Source organism: Haloechinothrix halophila YIM 93223 (assembly GCF_000504245.1).
In the GTDB taxonomy this organism is placed as follows: domain Bacteria; phylum Actinomycetota; class Actinomycetes; order Mycobacteriales; family Pseudonocardiaceae; genus Haloechinothrix_A; species Haloechinothrix_A halophila.
Genome location: NZ_KI632509.1, coordinates 4,007,900 through 4,023,753, shown reverse-complemented (window position 1 = coordinate 4,023,753; position 15,854 = coordinate 4,007,900). Strand labels below are relative to the sequence as shown.

12 protein-coding genes are annotated in these 15,854 nt (G+C 70.1%); 5 read left to right on the top strand and 7 right to left on the bottom strand.

Annotation, left to right across the window (positions count from 1 at the left end; all coding sequences use genetic code 11):
- Positions 1–24: 24 nt before the first annotated feature.
- Together AMYHA_RS18375 and AMYHA_RS18370 are read right to left on the bottom strand one after the other, a co-directional pair.
- Positions 25–1,314 carry a wax ester/triacylglycerol synthase domain-containing protein gene (locus AMYHA_RS18375; RefSeq protein ID WP_084037360.1) on the bottom strand — a complete coding sequence of 430 codons (1,290 nt, stop codon included), beginning with the start codon at positions 1,312–1,314 and terminating at the stop codon, positions 25–27.
- Positions 1,315–1,473: 159 nt separating this feature from the next.
- On the bottom strand, positions 1,474–3,462 hold the full coding sequence (locus tag AMYHA_RS18370) for a Stk1 family PASTA domain-containing Ser/Thr kinase (protein ID WP_034272957.1): 1,989 nt from the start codon (positions 3,460–3,462) through the stop codon (positions 1,474–1,476).
- 102 nt (positions 3,463–3,564) lie between these two features.
- Here AMYHA_RS18370 and AMYHA_RS18365 point away from each other — a divergent pair, with 102 nt between their 5' ends.
- Positions 3,565–3,933, top strand: a complete 369-nt coding sequence (locus AMYHA_RS18365; protein ID WP_034272954.1) for an Rv2175c family DNA-binding protein — start codon at positions 3,565–3,567, stop codon at positions 3,931–3,933.
- A 90-nt stretch (positions 3,934–4,023) separates the two neighbouring features.
- Here the strand turns inward: AMYHA_RS18365 and AMYHA_RS18360 are convergent, their stop codons facing one another.
- Together AMYHA_RS18360 and AMYHA_RS18355 are read right to left on the bottom strand one after the other, a co-directional pair.
- Positions 4,024–4,812 (bottom strand): LLM class F420-dependent oxidoreductase, encoded by a 789-nt coding sequence (locus AMYHA_RS18360; RefSeq protein ID WP_034272951.1) that lies wholly within the window; start codon positions 4,810–4,812, stop codon positions 4,024–4,026.
- Positions 4,813–4,839: 27 nt separating this feature from the next.
- A complete protein-coding gene (locus AMYHA_RS18355) occupies positions 4,840–5,922 on the bottom strand; it encodes a polyprenyl synthetase family protein (RefSeq protein ID WP_034272948.1) in 1,083 nt (360 codons plus the stop codon).
- Between the two features lie 92 nt (positions 5,923–6,014).
- On the opposite strand from AMYHA_RS18355, the gene AMYHA_RS18350 reads away from it, so the two are divergent.
- Entirely contained in the window at positions 6,015–7,703 is a 1,689-nt protein-coding gene (locus AMYHA_RS18350; protein ID WP_034272946.1) for a DUF885 domain-containing protein, read from the top strand.
- Positions 7,704–7,768: 65 nt separating this feature from the next.
- On the opposite strand, the gene AMYHA_RS18345 is transcribed toward AMYHA_RS18350, so the two are convergent.
- The gene (locus AMYHA_RS18345; protein ID WP_034272943.1) at positions 7,769–8,356 is read right to left on the bottom strand and encodes a GNAT family N-acetyltransferase; all 588 of its coding nucleotides are present in this window, start codon (positions 8,354–8,356) and stop codon (positions 7,769–7,771) included.
- 252 nt (positions 8,357–8,608) lie between these two features.
- Between AMYHA_RS18345 and AMYHA_RS18340 the strand changes: the two genes are divergently transcribed.
- Together AMYHA_RS18340 and AMYHA_RS18335 are read left to right on the top strand one after the other, a co-directional pair.
- On the top strand, positions 8,609–9,034 hold the full coding sequence (locus AMYHA_RS18340; RefSeq protein WP_034277839.1) for an SAV_6107 family HEPN domain-containing protein: 426 nt from the start codon (positions 8,609–8,611) through the stop codon (positions 9,032–9,034).
- Positions 9,034–9,810 carry a maleylpyruvate isomerase N-terminal domain-containing protein gene (locus AMYHA_RS18335; protein ID WP_034272941.1) on the top strand — a complete coding sequence of 259 codons (777 nt, stop codon included), beginning with the start codon at positions 9,034–9,036 and terminating at the stop codon, positions 9,808–9,810. Before AMYHA_RS18340 ends, AMYHA_RS18335 begins: the two co-directional genes overlap by 1 nt.
- Positions 9,811–9,874: 64 nt before the next feature.
- Here AMYHA_RS18335 and def read toward each other — a convergent pair whose 3' ends face one another.
- The gene (def, locus tag AMYHA_RS18330; protein ID WP_034272939.1) at positions 9,875–10,375 is read right to left on the bottom strand and encodes a peptide deformylase; all 501 of its coding nucleotides are present in this window, start codon (positions 10,373–10,375) and stop codon (positions 9,875–9,877) included.
- Between the two features lie 157 nt (positions 10,376–10,532).
- On the opposite strand from def, the gene AMYHA_RS18325 reads away from it, so the two are divergent.
- Complete coding sequence (locus AMYHA_RS18325; RefSeq protein WP_034277837.1) at positions 10,533–11,093, top strand: Uma2 family endonuclease; 561 nt, start codon at positions 10,533–10,535, stop codon at positions 11,091–11,093.
- Positions 11,094–11,202: 109 nt separating this feature from the next.
- On the opposite strand, the gene AMYHA_RS18320 is transcribed toward AMYHA_RS18325, so the two are convergent.
- On the bottom strand, positions 11,203–15,837 hold the full coding sequence (locus AMYHA_RS18320; RefSeq protein ID WP_051400062.1) for an ATP-dependent helicase: 4,635 nt from the start codon (positions 15,835–15,837) through the stop codon (positions 11,203–11,205).
- Positions 15,838–15,854 lie beyond the last annotated feature (17 nt).

Here is a 15,854-nt window from a genome sequence, read left to right as displayed (position 1 = left end):
GCGGGAACACCCGGCGTGCCGGGTTCAGCTGCATAGCTCGTGCAGGATCGCGGTCTCCTTCTCGACCGCCTCGGCCAGCACCCCGATGTCGGGTGCGGCGTCGGCGTTGGCGTTGAATCCGATGTGGACGGCATCGCGATACGGCGTGACCGCGACGCCGATCGCCTGCCCCGGCGCGAGCGGCACCACGGGATAGGCCGCGCTGAGCCGGGCCCCGCCGACCCGCAGCGGGATGCCGGGCAGCGGCACGTTGGTGACCGTGGTGTCGAACAGCGCGTTGCTCGACACGCCGATGAACCCGGTGAGCAGCCGGTGCAGCGGCACGGGGACTTGGTTCGCCAGCAGCGGCAGTGTGCCGGGGCCCGCCTGTGGACCCGCCGACTTGTTGCGGTCCATGCACTCCCTGACCTGGGCGAGCCGGCCCAGCGGGCTGGCGACGCCAATCGGCAGATCGCACAGGTAACCCGACAACCGGTTGCTCGCGCCCGCCATCCGTGACCGCAGGCTGACCGGAATCAGCGCGCGCAGCGTCAGGTCATCGACACGCTCGCCGCGCCAACGCAGCCAGGAGCGCAGTGCCCCGGACAGCACGGCAAGCGCGACATCGTTCGGTGTGCCGCCGTGCCGCTTGCGGATCACCCGCAGGTCGGCGGCGTCGATCCGGACGAAGGCGAGCCGTCGCGCGGCCGAGGGGAACGCCGCGAGCGGTGAGGAGTGCAGTGGCCGGGTGGCACGCACGACGTCCCACCCGTTGCGCGCCCTGCGTACGACGTCATCGACCTGATCACGCCAGGAGCGTCCTGCCGGTTCCTGCGGTGGCGGGACATCGGTCTGCGGTGGCATGCCGTCGAAGAGACCGGACGCGACCCGCACCGCGCCCGCACCGTCGGTCAGCGCGTGATGCAGCTTGAGGAGCAGCGCGAACTGCCCGCCCGGTAGACCGGTCAGCACATCGAGTTGCCATGGTGGCGCGTCCCGAGGCAGTGGTTCGGTGATCCACTCGGAGGCGTAGTTCGATAACAGTGCTGGGTCGTGCGTCGTGGGGGCACGGCGAACGCGGATGTGGCGCTCGACGTCGAGCACTGGATCGCGCTCCCACTGCGCGCTGCCTGGCGGGAGCCAGGTTTCCCGTAGCCGGAGTCGCAGTCGGGGGATCGCCTCCGCGCGTTGTGCGAGCAACCACCAGATCTGCTCGATGTCCGCGTTGTCGGTGGGTTGAAACACTCCCACCGCGCCCATGTGCATCGGGGTGCTTGGCCCGTCAAGGGCGAGAAAGGCCGCGTCGAGTCCAGTGAGCGGTTCGGTGTGTGGCACAGCGTGCTCCACGTCCAGAGAGAGAGAGTGGGTGTGAGTGCGTGGGGTGCTCCGCCGCCACACTTTACGGAGCTGTGTCGGGGCGTGCGCGGTCAAATCGCGTCGAACCCGGCCGCTGACCGGTCCTGCGTGCAAGTTGCCACGAATGGTGCCACTCGCTTAGGGAAAAGCCCACAGTCGCACGGTCGACCCGGCCGCAACGCGCTCGCCCGCGCTGGGTTGCTGCCGGAACACCCGTGACCCGACCGGGCCGCCGCCACCCTGCACGATCTCCGCCGTAAGCCCCGCGTCCGCGAGTATCTGTTGTGCGTCGTCCACCGTCTTGAAGTTGAGGCTCGGCACCTCGACAGCGTTGGAGACATACACGCCGATGCGCAGGTCCTCGCTGTCCGGTGTCGTGCCAGCCTCTGGGTCGGTGCGGACGACATGTCCCGCCGCGACGTCGCGGGAGAACTCCTCGCCCGCCTCGTACGGCTCGAAGCCGGCTTCGCGGAGGATGTTGAACGCGTCGTCGCGGCTCTTGCCCGCGACGTTCGGCACCGGGGTCGGTGGCGGACCTTGGGACAGCGCGTACGTGACCGTCTCGCCGATTTTGAGCGGCGTGCCGGGACTGGGTGCGACCCCGAGGACCGCGCCCTCCGGGATTGAATCGTGGTACTCGTCGATGCTCGGGTCGTGCTTCGCCGTGAGCTGCGCCTTCTCGATCGCGGCGACGGCGTCATCGCGACTGGTGCCCGGCTCGATGTCCGGCACGGTCGGCTTGCCGAGTGACATCACCAGCGTGACATCGCCGCCCGCTGACAGTTCGGTGCCCGCTGCCGGGTGGGTGCCGATCGCGGTGTTCTTGCCGACGGTGTTGTGCCGCTCCTCGACGACGGTCGGGGTGAGCTCGGCCGCGGTCAGCACCTGTTTCGCTCGCTCGAGTGGCATGCCCTCGACGTCAGGCACCGTTACCTTGGAAGCGACGTCGTACACCCACATCCCGCCCGCGACGAGTCCGGCGATCGCGAGCAGTGCGGCGGCGATCAGCGCGAACCTGGGCATCCGTCGCCGCGGCCGTTGCTGGTCGAAGACCTCGTCAGGATCCAGCATCTGTGTGCGGTTGACCGGCTTGGCCCCCGCGCCGTGCGGGGGAGTGCCGTTGTGCGGCATGCCGTTGGCCGGTGCGCTGTTCGGCATCGGCGTGACCGGTGCCATCGCGGGCACGGTGCGGTCCTCGTCGGCCTCGGCGTCCGGCGGCGGCATGGCGGGCACGGGCACCGGCGCGAGGCCGAGCGTGTCCCTGACTCGGCGCAACTCGGCGAGCAGGGCGGTGGCGTCGGCCGGGCGGTCTTGCACCCGCCTGCTGGTCGCCATCCGCACGAGGCCGTCGAGCGCGGCTGGCACCTGCGGGTTGCTCGCGCTCGGCGCCGGGACGTCGGCGTTGACATGCTGATACGCGACCGAGAGCGCGGTGTCCCCTGAGAACGCCGGGGATCCGGTGAGCATCTCGTACAGCAGCAGCCCGACGGAGTAGACGTCGCTGCGGGTGGTGGCCACGCCGGTCTCGACCTGTTCCGGCGACAGGTAGGCGACGGTACCGAGGATCACGCTCGAGCTGGTGGTGCCGGCGCTGGCGAGCGCGCGCACCAGCCCGAAGTCCGCGACCTTGACGATGCCGCCACCCTGCTGGCCCGGGCCGCCCGCGCGCCCGATGAGTACGTTCTCCGGTTTGATGTCGCGATGTACGAGGTCCGCCTGGTGCGCCACGGTGAGGGCGGACAGCACTTGCTCTGTGATGCTGATCGCGAGGGCGGGGTCGAGCTTGCCGCGATGTTCGAGGAGGTCACGCAGCGTGCCGCCGTCGACGAGTTCCATCACGAGGAAGGCGTGCGCGTTGTCGCCCGCGTGGTCGACACCCTGGTCGTGCACCGCGACTACGTTCGGGTGATGCAGTTTGGCGGCAGCCCTGGCCTCCTGCTCGAACCGCTCCGTCCAGGACCGGTCGGCAGCGTACTGCTGGTCCATGACCTTGATCGCCACCGGGCGGTCCAGCCTGGTGTCGATGCCTCGGTAAACGGCCGACATCCCGCCGCGCGCGAGCAGGCTCTGTACCTCGTAGCGGCGATCGAGCAGTGCCCCGACCAAGGTGGCCTCGCGTGCAGTCACGACACGTGATGGTAGCTGGCCGTGGTCACAGTGTGGGCAGCGATGGGCCAATTGTGCGGTCGCATTCGGCTGCGGGTCGCAGGGTGTGGCAAGGTAACAGTCGTGGGTGCGATTCCAGTCGCCGACGACGTCCTGAATGCCGAGATCGCCGTAATCGGGCTCCCCGAAGCGGCGAACCGGATAGGCGTGTCGGTGAGCAAAGTACGTCAGATGCTCAGGGACGGTCATCTCATCGCCGTGCGGCGCGACGGGGAGCTGTGTATCCCCGAGGAGTTCTTCGGTGAGCGAGGTCCGGTGAAGGGACTCGCGGGCACCTTGACGGTGCTCGCCGACTCCGGCTTCGAGCCGACGGAGATGCTGAACTGGCTGTTCACCTCGGACGACAGCCTGCCGGGCGTGACGCCGATCAACGCCCTGCGCACGAATCACGGCACCGAGGTGAAGCGGCGCGCCCAAGCGCTGGCGTTCTAGCGACGACGCATCGCGGGACGGACCGGAAGGCCGTGCCGTTGAGTGACGCCTGCCCGCGTGCGGAATCGACGTCCCGACGTTTCGCGGCGCTTACCCGTTCATCTTGTCGCGCCAGGCGATCCACGAGCGCAGGCGGGACAGGTCGAAGTCCGGGCCGCCTGCGCCCACCGTGAACATCGTGACGCCGAGCTCAAGCATGGTGGGGCCGATGTCCTCAGGGTCACCGCCGACGCCGATCGATCGTTCGATCTCCGCCGGATCGCGGCCGACGTCGGCGCAGTGCTGGTCGAGGATGCGGACCTTGCGCGCCACGACTTCCGGGTCACCAAAGCTGTGCCAGATGTCGGCGTGCTTGGCCACGATGCGCAGCGTCTTCTTCTCGCCGCCACCACCGATCAGCACGGGGATGTCCCGGGTCGGCGGTGGGTTGAGCTTGCTGAGTCGCTGCTCGATGCGCGGCATCGCTTCGGCGAGGTCGTTGAGTCTGCCGCCAGCGGTGCCGAACTCGTAGCCGTACTCGTCGTAGTCCTTCTGGAACCAGCCCGCGCCCATGCCCAGGATCAACCTGCCGCCGCTGATGTGGTCGACGGTGCGAGCCATGTCGGCGACCAGCTCGGGGTTGCGGTAGCTATTGCACGTCACCAACGCGCCGATCTCGACGCGCGACGTGCTCTCCGCCCAGGCGCCGAGCATGGTCCAGCACTCGAAGTGCTTGCCATCCGGCTCACCGGACAGCGGATAGAAGTGGTCCCAGTTGAACACCATGTCGACGCCGAGATCTTCGGCCTCCGACGCCGCTCGTCGGATGGTGTCGTAGTCGGCGTGCTGCGGTTGAAGCTGAAAGCCGATGCGGATAGGTCGATTCGCTGCCGTGGTCATGAGCCCACCGTACCGAGACCGGCTGACTCAGGCGCTTCGTTTCGTCGCCAGGTGCGCCAGCCGCACCAGCTCCTCGCGGGCCTGTTCGGTCAACGGCGTCTCGCGCAGCGTGGTCAGCGCCGCCTCGGTCAACTCCCCGATCCGCTGCTCGACGGCCGCCACCGCGCCCACCGCGTGCAGGGCGTCCCGAGCGGCGTCGAGCTGAGTGTCCGAGAGCAGCACATCACCCACAGCGGTGGTGATCGCCTGTTCCTCCGCGCTCCGTCCTGTTTCCCGCGCCCGCTCCAGCCCAAGCGCGACCAGCAGCGTGCGCTTGCCTTCGCGGAGATCGTCACCAGCGGGCTTGCCAGTCACGTCGGGATCGCCGAACACCCCGAGCAGGTCGTCGCGCAGCTGGAACGCGACACCGATGTCGTGGCCGAACCGTCGCAGCGAAGCCAGCAGTTCCCGGTCCGCGCCAGCCAGTGCGGCACCGAGCTGCAAGGGCCGTACCACCGTGTACGCGGCGGTCTTCAGCTCGTTCACCCGCAACGCGGCTTCCGGCGAGCTGTCGCCGACCGCCTGAGTGTGGACGTCGAGATACTGCCCCGCGAGGACCTCGGTGCGCATGATCTGCCAGATCGGACGCGCGGCCGCGAGGGCGTTGGCAGGCAGGGGAGCGGTGGCGTACATGTCGTCGGCCCAAGCCAGTGCGACATCGCCTATCAGCACGGACGCGGCGAGCCCGAACCGCTCCGGGTCGCCATGCCAGCCGCGTTCCGCGTGCTGCTTGGCGAACGCCACGTGCACGGTGGCCGCGCCGCGCCGGGAGTCGGAAGCGTCCATCAGGTCGTCGTGGATCAACGCGCACGCCTGCAACAGCTCCAGTGCCGACACCGCCTGTAGCGCGCCGGTCGCGTCGTCCCCTGACGCCGCACCGCCCGCGCCACGCCACGCCCACCAGGCGAACGTCGGTCGCAGCCGCTTGCCGCCCTTCAGCACGAACCGGGTGAGCGCGTCCAGCGCCTCGCTGAACGGGCCGACGTCGCGCACCGGCTCGGCGGCGCGGTCAAGGAACGCCGCGAGCTGGCGTTCGACGGCCGTTGCGATGTTCGCGTCGGGATCGGTCACCCCCTCATCGTCCGTCTCACGGTGGTGTGGGAACGCACCGGGGTCGGCTAATCGGTGGCGTGCGCGGGGGCGTGGCGCGGTAGCGTTCCGACATGGCAACTGAGGGCATCCACCAGATCTGCGATCAGTACGTCGACGACTTCGCCGCGGCCCACCCCGTCGTGGCGACCCAGCTCGGCATCGCTGGACATGACGACCGGCTCACCGACTACTCGCCGGAAGGCCACGCCGCCCGTGCCGCGCTCGAGCGCCGCGCGCTGGACGCCGTGGAGCGCACCGAACCCGCAGACGCATCGGAACGCGCGGCCAAGGCCGTGTTCACCGAGCGGGTCGGCGTTGGCCTTGAGCTGCACGAGGCAGGACTCGACCTGGCGAACCTGAACGTGATGGCCAGCCCGGTGCACGAACTGCGCATGGTGTTCGACCTGATGCCGACCGCGTCGGTGAGTGACTGGGAAACGATCTCGACACGACTCGCCGCCATTCCCGAGGCGATGGACGGCGTCCGGGCCTCGCTGCTGGCGTCGGTCGACGCGGGGCACGAGCCCGCGCTGCGGCAGGTCGCCAAGGTCGCCGAGCAGTGCGAAACGTGGGCGGGGCTGCACCGCGACACCGGCTATTTCACGTCGCGCGTGGCCCTCGCCCACGACGTCTCCGGGGTGAGTGACACGCTGCGGCGCGACCTCGAGCACCGTGCCCACCTCGCCGAGGAAGCATTCGCCGAGTTCGCCGGGTTCCTGCGCGCGGAACTCGCCCCAGCGGCGACATCGAAAGACGCCGTCGGTGAAGACGTCTATCGGCTGTGGTCGCGGTATTTCCTCGGCGCCAACGTCGACCTGCGCGAGGCTTACGAATGGGGCTGGGAGGAGTTCACCCGGATCGAGCGTGAGATACGCGCGGTGGCGGACCGGATCGAGCCTGGCGCGACGCTCGCGCGTGCCGCCGAACTGCTCGATGACGACAAGCGCTACCGGATCACCGGCCAGGACGCTTACCGCGAGTGGATGCAGCGGCTTTCCGACGACGCGCTGACCTCGCTGCGCGGCACGCACTTCGAGATCCCCGACGACGTGATGCGGCTGGAATGCTTGATCGCGCCACCCGGCGGTGGGATCGGGGCCTACTACACCGGACCGAGCGAGGACTTCAGTCGCCCCGGCCGGATGTGGTGGTCCGTTCCGTCCGATAAGGACACCTTCTCGACCTGGCGAGAGGTCACCACCGTCTACCATGAGGGCGCACCGGGCCATCACCTGCAGATCGCCACGTCGGTGTACCAGTCGGCGACGCTCAACCGGTTCCAGCGGCTGATGGCGCTGACGTCCGGCCTCGCCGAGGGCTGGGCGCTCTACGCCGAACGGCTGATGGACGACCTCGGCTACCTCGCTGATGACGGCGACCGGTTCGGCATGCTCGACGCGCAGCTGTTCCGCGCGGCGCGAGTCGTCGTCGACATCGGCATGCACCTCGAGTTGCCGATCCCGGCAGGGGCGGGCTTCCACGACGGTGAGACCTGGACGCCGGACCTCGGGCTGGAGTTCATGATGACCCGCACCGTTACCGATCCTGCGCACGTGCGCGACGAGATCGACCGCTACCTCGGCTGGCCAGGCCAGGCGCCGTCGTACAAGCTGGGGGAGCGGCTCTGGCACGCCGCCCGGGATGATGCCCGTGCCAGGCAGGGGTCGGACTTCGACCTGAAGGAGTTCCACACCCAAGCGTTGCGGCTCGGCGGCATGGGGCTCGACACGCTGCGCCAGCAGCTCGCTGAGCTGTCCTGACGAGCCTGGGTAGGCGGCGGCTGGCTGCTTCCCTGGTGGGTTCGCCGATGCGCGTGGCGGCCGGCTCAGCCGTCGCGCGGGACATCGTTCGGGGGATCCAGCGGCAGTCGCCTACCCAGGATGGCGAACGGGCGGGGATCGCCCGCGAAGTTGTAGTCCCGCAGGACATCCTCGAAGCCGAGCCTGCGGTATAGCCGCCACGCCTTGCTCGGGCCTTCCGGGGTGGACAGCAGCACCCTCGGCTGCTCGACCCCGGCGAGCAGATCGCGCAGCAGGCGTTCACCGAGGCCGCCACCCTGGCATTCCGGCCGGACATGCAGCTCGGTGAGCTCGAAGTAGTCGTCGAGCCAGGTGGTGTCCTGCGTGCCGGTGCGGTTGAGGCCCTTGCGCACCTGTTCGTGCCACCACTGGCCGGGCAAGCCCCGGTAGCCGTAGGCGAGCCCGAGCAGCCGGTCGTCGGAATCCAGCGCGACGACGTTGCGCCAGCCGTCGCGCAGCATGTGCGCGAGCCACATCGGCGTGCGCTGCTCCGCGGTGCCTTGCGGGTAGTTCATCGCGTTCATGTAGATCGTCAGCGCCTCGGGGAGATGCGCGCGGAACTCGGCAGGGGACAGCTGGGTGACCCTGGCGCACTTCGACGACATCGCGGTCACGGCTGACCTCCTCGGCGCTGGGCTGCCGCCTGACGCTCACACCTGCACGGCACGCTTCGCAGTCTAAATGCCATCGCGGGGTTGGCGCGCGTGGTTTGGCCGCGCGCCGGGTCTTGCGAACATCCGTTCGACTCGCTACGCTCGACGATAGGTCGAACGTGAGTTCGATCAGCGGTGCGGGGTATGCCCTGCGGCGCGGTGGGGGAAGCGCCGGCGCCGCAGGGCAGCACCGAGCGTGGGAAGGGGACGATCATGAGTTCTGCTGTCGTGGCTCCGTCATCGGTCGCTCCGGTCGCGCCGATGGCGTGGGGCCTGCTCGCGCAGGCCAAACGTGGTCTCGCCGCCGCGGAGTGGGAGGCGGCGTCGGTGGACCGTTTCACCGCGGCGTACTCCTCGGCGCGCCGGGCCGCTGCCGCCGTCGTCGCGGCGGCCGGCCGGCCGCACAGGGGCAGGGCACGGCCGACGAGCGTGTGGCTGCTGTTGCCGACGGTCGCGCCGGAGCTGGCGGAATGGGCCGCGTTCTTCGCGGCGCACTCCACGCGGCACGCCGCGGCGCAGGCGGGGATCGGGGACAAGATCTCGGCAAGGGCCGCCGACGACCTGCTTCGCCAGTCCTGGCAGTTCCTCGACCTGGCCGAGCGTGCCATCAGCGCGCCGCACGCCCGGCGGACGGCCTGATGTCGGAACAGGTGCTCATTGAGCACGGCAGGATGCTCGACGCGCTCCGGATCGAGGTCGATCTGCTCGCTGCGGCCTCGCGGCACGCCCGTGGTGACACCAGGGTGCCCGCGTGTCCCGGACTGACCATCGAGGAGACGCTGCGCCATGTCGGCAGCGTGTACCGGTTGGTGGTCTCCTGGCTGCGGGACGGCAGGCGGCCCGGCGAGTGGCAGCGAGACCCAGGGCCGGGGGAGTCGCTGACCGGGTTTCTACGCGGTGGGTACGACGACCTTGCCGGGGAACTGGCGGCCCGTGATCCGCATACGAAGACGGCGACGTGGTGGCCAGAGGATCAGACTGTCGGATTCTGGCTGCGGCGCATGCTGCACGAGACGACGATCCATCGCACCGACGTGCAGAGCGCGGCCGGGATGGCACTCGCGGACATAACCGCCGATCTCCCCGAGGACATCGCTGTCGATGGCATCGACGAGGCGTTGCTGCTGTGGTTCGACCACCGGCTCGATGTGCTGGGAGTGTCCGGCACCAGGGAGGGCTCGGTCGCCGTCAGCGCGGGCGGCAGGACCTGGTTCGCGCGGGCGGGCCCGTCATACACCGAGGCGTCCCGGGCGGGCACCGCCGTGCTCGACCAGGCCGACGCCGTGGTGCGGGGTGAGCCCGAGCTGGTCTACCTGTGGCTGTGGGGTCGCATCGCGACCAGCATGGTGACCACCGAGCGGGACGACGACGCGGTGGCACAGCTGTGGGCGCTGCTGCGGCTGGCGACACGATGATGGTGCGGCCGGGCCCGTGCCAGTCGTTGGCGTCGCGGGCTCGTCGCGCTTCGGTCCGCTGCCGTCAGCGGCGCCAGAACCACAGCGACTGCCGGGACTGCCGCATCGCGTTCTTCCTGCGATCTGAGGTGAGCCGGGTGAGGTAGAGCATGCCGTTGAGGTGGTCGGTCTCGTGCTGCAGGCACTGGGCGAGCACGCCGGTGCCCGTGACGGTCACCGGTTCGTTGTTGACGTCGACGCCACGCACCACGGCGGAGACCGATCGCTCGACCGGAAACCACAGCTCGGGAACGGACAGGCAGCCCTCGGAGACCTCGCGGGTCTCCTCGGACAGTTCGACCAGCTCGGGGTTCAGCACGTAGCCGAGCTCGCCGTCGACGTGGTAGCTGAACGCCCGCAGGCTCACCCCGATCTGCGGCGCGGCCAGCCCGGCCCGTCCCGGCAGCGCGACTGTGTCGAGCAGGTCGTCGACCAGCGCCTTGGTGCTCGCGTCGAAGGTTGTGACCGGATCGCACACGGTCGTGAGTACCGGATCGCCGAAGTACCGGAGATCGCGGACAGCCATTGCCACACCTCGCTCCCGTGCTCTCTGCCCGTCGCTGTGTTGTGAACATTAGGAGGTATCCCATGAAACACGACGGATGGGGTTCCGGCTCCACTCGCTGCTACCGGGGCTCAGCGCGGCGGCGGTACCGACGAGATTGCAGCGGTACGGTATGAGCATGACCGCGCTGCCGTACGACCCGCACCACTACTACACGGTGGACGAGTTCGCTGCGTTGCCCGAGGACACCAGTGCCCACTACGAGCTGCAGGACGGCGTCGTCATCATGAGTCCGAAGCCCGTGAAGGAGCACATGTTTGTGTCCTTCGAGCTGTACCACCAGATTCGTTCGCAACTGCCACGCGGCCTGTGCGCCCTTGGCGAGATCGACGTGGACCTCCAACTCGCGACGCCTGTGGTGCGAGCGCCGGATCTCCTGATCGCGAAAACCAGCGTATTCGGGCAGCGGGGGCTGGCGACGGCGTCCGACTTGTTGCTCGCGGTCGAGGTGATTTCCCCCGGTTCGGTGCGCACGGATACCGTGACCAAGCCGGTGGACTATGCCGACGCTGGCATTCCACACTATTGGGTCATCGACCCAAACCCTCCGGTGACCGCGACCGTCTACCGCCTCGTGGACGGCGCATACGAGGAGTCCCAGCGGCCCGCGGGACAGTTCACCGTCAACGAGCCGTGCGCACTGACTATCGACCTCGACGCCCTGCTGCCGCCGTCATGAAGACCGGTTTGTTCGCGCGACGGCTGCTTCGACGCACGATCGTCTTCTGCCCCAACGGGGTGCAAGCCAACGTTTCCGCGTGGTGGGCAGCGACCGGTTCGGCTCGACGCTAGTACGCGCGCAGCCGCAGTCCCTGCGGGGTGTGCCGGAATCCGGCCTCGCCCAGCACCTCGGCCAGATCGGACCACAACGCCTGCTCGCCGTCGGCACGGCGCACCAGCAGCGAGTCGATCCGGCCCGCGCTGACCTGCGCCGCGAGCGTGTCGGCTGCCGTGCGGAGCGCGGTGCGGCCGGTGGTGAATGTCAGCAACGATGACCCGCCGCGTTCCAGGTACAGCACCGGGGCACCGTCGACGAGTACCACGACCGCGCCCGCCTTGCGTCCCGGCCGGTGTGCCGTGCCGCCGACCGGGGTGGGCCAGGCGAGTGCGGCGCCATACGGCTGGGCGGGATCGCACGCTGCCAGTGCCACCGCCCCGGCGTGCCGCCCGCCGCCGGTGTCCGACAGCGATCGCAGCCGGTCCACCGCCCCGCGCGCCGCGAACTGTGCCGCTCCCAGGCCATCGACGACATAGCCCCGGATCACCTGTCCCGTATCCGCCATCCCGCGCAGTACCGGGTAGATGCCAGCGAAACCGCCACTGATGCGTTCAGTGTCCAGCGCGCCCCTGGTCAGTACACCGTGACGCTCCAGCAGCGCCTCGGTACGGGCGTGCGCGCGGCGGGTCGGGTCCGGCTCCCGCGCTGGTGTCAGCGCCCACCTGCCTGCCACCGTCGGCGGCCCGGTCTGTGTCGGCATCGTCGGCCGACCCGCACGCATCCGGGCGTACCGGCCGCGCGTACGCCCGCGCGGTGCCTGCCTGCGGGGCCGATGCGTGCCGCCCCCGGCGAGCACGGCACGCAGCCCCGCGAGGCTGTCGCCGGTGACCCAGCCTGCCCACACCAATTCCCACAGCGCCGCCACGACGTCGGTGTCGTTGGGAGCGGGCCGCACCTCGCGGGACACCGCGTCGACCAGCTGACGGAAAAACAACGCGCCACCGTCGAGGACTCGCAGGATCGCGGCGGGCAGCTCGCCGTCCGGCTCCGGCTCGGGATCGGGCAGCAGCAGGTCGGCGACATCGGCGGGAGCGAGCGCGAGCCAGCCGTCCCCGGAGGCCACCGAGCCGCAACCGCACCAGGTCACCTCGCCCGCCGTCGTCAACTCATCCAACAGGGCAGGGGAGTAGCCGGGCAACCGCGCGGGCAGCACCAGCGATTCCAGCGCGCTGGCCGGGATCGGCGCGCCCGCCAACTGCTCGACGCAGGAGTACACGTCGTCCGCCGCACCGTGCGGTTGTCGCCCAGCGTCATCCGATTTCCGTCCCGTCCCGATCTCGTGCCAGGCGGGCAGGAACCGGCCCAGCGCCGCCTGCTCCACCGGCTCGACGTCCTTACGCAGCCGCGCGAGGCAGGCGCGCCGGATGCGGCGCAACACGTCGGCGTCGCAGTAGTCCACGCCGTCGGTCGCGGTCGGGTCCAGTTCGCCGCGCACCAGCGTGCCGCGGGTGACCAGCCGGTCCAGCGCCTCCGTGACGGCGGACGCCGACAGGCCGAACCGGGCAGCCGCCGTGTCGGCGTGGAACGGGCCTCGGCCGCGGGCGTATCGGGTGAGCAGATCGGCGAGCGGATCGGGCACCGGCTCGGTGAAGGCATCCGGGATTCCCGGCGGCAGCTCCACTCCGAGTGCCGCACGAACCCTGCCCGCGTCTTCCACAGCTAGGTAGCGGTCCTCACCCGCGATGCACACGACGATCGCCCTGCCCGCCTCACGCAGCTCAGCCAGCCCCTCGGCCGCCACACCCCGCCGTGCGGCCTCGGCTGCCGACAGATCACCGAGCACCCGGAGCAGATCGGCGGTGTCCTCGACACCGCGCGCATGCCGATCCTCCGGCAGATGTTGCAGCGCGGCCTCGACCTCAGCGATGACGTCGGCGTCGAGCAGTTCTCGCAGCGAGTCGGTTCCGAGCAGCTCGGCGAGCAATTCGGTGTCGATCGACAGCGCGGTGGCCCTGCGTTCCGCGAGCGGCAGGTCGTCGTCGTAGATGTTGAGCCCGACATAGCCGAACAGCAGGTTCCGCGCGAACGGCGACGCCTTCGGCGTCTCGACCTCGACCACACGGACGGTGCGTTGCCGGATCGCGGTGAGCAGCTCACGCAGGCTGTCGACGTCGTAGAGGTCACGCAGGCACTCCCGCATCGCCTCGTGCACCACGGGAAAGCGTTCGTACGACGCGGCCACCGTGAGCAACTGCGATGACCGGTGCCGCTGCTGCCACAGTGGGGTGCGCCTGCGCGGATCGCGCTTCGGCAGCAGCAGTGAGCGGGCCGCGCACTCCCGAAACCGGGCGGCGAACAGCGCGCTCGACCCCAGCTCGGCGGTCAGCAACTCCTCGACCGTGTCCGGGTCGAACAGCAGGTCCGCCGCGCCGGGAATACCGGCCCGATGTGGGGTGCCCTCCCATTCGACCGAGTCGGGCAGCCGCAGCACGATGCCGTCATCGGCGCTGGCGACATGCGTGTCGACGCCGCGACGTTCCCGCAGCTCCGCCCCGATCAGCAACGCCCACGGTGCGTTCACCGCTCCGCCGAACGGCGAATGCACCACGATGCGCCAATCGCCCAGCTCGTCGCGGAACCGCTCGACGACGATGGTGCGGTCGTCCGGCACATGCCCGGTGGTGGTGCGCTGCTCGGCGAGGTAGTCGAGCAGGTTGTCACTGGCCCAGCCGTCGAGGCCGGCATCGCCCAGCCGCTGCCGCGCTGCCGTGTTCTCGGCCGAGGAGATCTCGCGCAGGAACCCGCCAATGGCGCTGCCCAGCTCGAACGGACGCGCGGGGGTGTCGCCCTTCCAGAACGGCATCCGCGCCGCCTCACCCGGCGCGGGCGCGACGACCACCCGATCGTGGGTGATCTCGGTGATCCGCCAGGACGACGTGCCGAGCAGGATGGTGTCGCCCACCCGCGACTCGTGCACCATCTCCTCGTCCAGCTCGCCCACCCGCGAGGCTCGGGAGCCGGTCGCGTTGCCGGACGCCGTCATCACCGGGTACAGCCCCCGGTCGGGGATGGTGCCGCCCGAGGTCACCGCGAGCCGCTGTGCACCCGGCCGCGCGGTGACCGTGCCCGCGGCCCTGTCCCACACGACGCGGGGCCGTAGCTCGGCGAAGTCCGTGCTGGGGTAGCGCCCGGCGAGCATGTCCAGGACCGCGTCGAACGACTCGTCACCGAGCTGGGCGAACGGCGCGGCTCGGCGCACCAGCGCGGCGAGATCGGCCACGGCGTAGTCGTCCATCGCGACCATCGCCACGATCTGCTGCGCCAGCACGTCCAGTGGGTTGCGCGGGTAGTGCAGCGCCTCGATCGCGCCGCCCGCCATCCGCTCGGCCACCACGGCGCTCGCCGCCAGCTCACCGCGCAGCTTCGGGAACAGCACCCCGGTTGAGGTCGCGTCGATGGTGTGGCTGGCCCTGCCGACCCGCTGCATCCCGGCCGCGACGCTCGGCGGCGGTTCGATCTGCACGACGAGGTCGACCGCGCCCATGTCGATGCCGAGTTCGAGGGACGACGTCGCCACCACGCATGGCAGCGTGCCCGCCTTCAGCTCCGCCTCCGCGACGCCGCGCTGCTCCCGCGCCATCGACCCGTGGTGCGCCTTGGCGATCACCGTGGGCGGGACACCCGTCGTGATGCCCGACTGCCCCACCGCCTGCGCCGGGTGACGTCGTAGCGGTCGCTGTTCCTCGGCGTGCAGTTCGTTGAGCCGCGCGGTGATCCGTTCCGCCAGCCGCCGCGAGTTGGTGAACACGATCGTCGAGCGGTGTGCGGTGATCAGTTCGTAGACCCTGCGTTCCACCGACGGCCAGATGGACGGCTGCCGCGGTTCGGCGTCGGGGCCTGCCGGGTTCGGTGTGGCTGGTGGGGCGGTCATGTCGGCCACCGGCACTTCGACGGTGACCGCGATCGTCTTGTGCGTCTCCGGCCGCACCACTCGCACCGGATGTCCGCCAGTCAGGAACGTGGCGATCTCGTCGGCCGGGCGCACCGTCGCCGACAGTCCGATGCGTTGTGCGGGCGCGTCCAGCAGGGCGTCGAGGCGTTCCAGTGACAGCGCGAGGTGCGCGCCGCGCTTGGTGCCCGCGACCGCGTGCACCTCGTCGACGATCACGGTGTCGACGCCGCGCAGCGCCTCTCTCGCGTGTGACGTCAGCAGTAGGTACAGCGATTCCGGCGTGGTTACCAGAATGTCCGGCGGCGTGCGCGCCAGCGTGCGGCGTTCGCTGGCGGAGGTGTCGCCGGTGCGCATGCCGATCGTGATGTCCGGTGGCGCGAGCCCGGCGTGGCCGGCCGCGTCGGCGATCCCCGCCAACGGCGCGCGCAGGTTGCGCTGGACGTCGACGGCGAGGGCCTTCAACGGCGAGACGTACAGCACCCGGCAGCGCCGCAGCGGGTCGGCGGGCACGGGGGTGGTGGCGAGCCGGTCGATGGCGTGCAGGAACGCGGCCAGCGTCTTGCCCGACCCGGTTGGCGAGACGACAAGGGCATGCTCACCGGAGTGTGCCGCCCGCCACGTACCGTCCTGCACCGGAGTCGGCGCGGCGAAGGCCAGGGTGAACCACTCCCGCGTCGGCGCGGAGAACAACCGCAGCACGTCGGCTGGCCCCGTGCTGGACGGGGTCTCGGATGCGGGCTCGTCACCAGCCATGACGCCATCATCGCGTA

Coding starts and splice junctions, on each gene's coding strand:
- AMYHA_RS18320 (WP_051400062.1), bottom strand. CDS start 15,837: ATGGCTGGTGACGAGCCCGCATCCGAGACCCCGTCCAGCACGGGGCCA.
- AMYHA_RS18335 (WP_034272941.1), top strand. CDS start 9,034: ATGTCGGAACAGGTGCTCATTGAGCACGGCAGGATGCTCGACGCGCTC.
- AMYHA_RS18360 (WP_034272951.1), bottom strand. CDS start 4,812: ATGACCACGGCAGCGAATCGACCTATCCGCATCGGCTTTCAGCTTCAA.
- AMYHA_RS18325 (WP_034277837.1), top strand. CDS start 10,533: ATGACCGCGCTGCCGTACGACCCGCACCACTACTACACGGTGGACGAG.
- def (WP_034272939.1), bottom strand. CDS start 10,375: ATGGCTGTCCGCGATCTCCGGTACTTCGGCGATCCGGTACTCACGACC.
- AMYHA_RS18340 (WP_034277839.1), top strand. CDS start 8,609: ATGAGTTCTGCTGTCGTGGCTCCGTCATCGGTCGCTCCGGTCGCGCCG.
- AMYHA_RS18350 (WP_034272946.1), top strand. CDS start 6,015: ATGGCAACTGAGGGCATCCACCAGATCTGCGATCAGTACGTCGACGAC.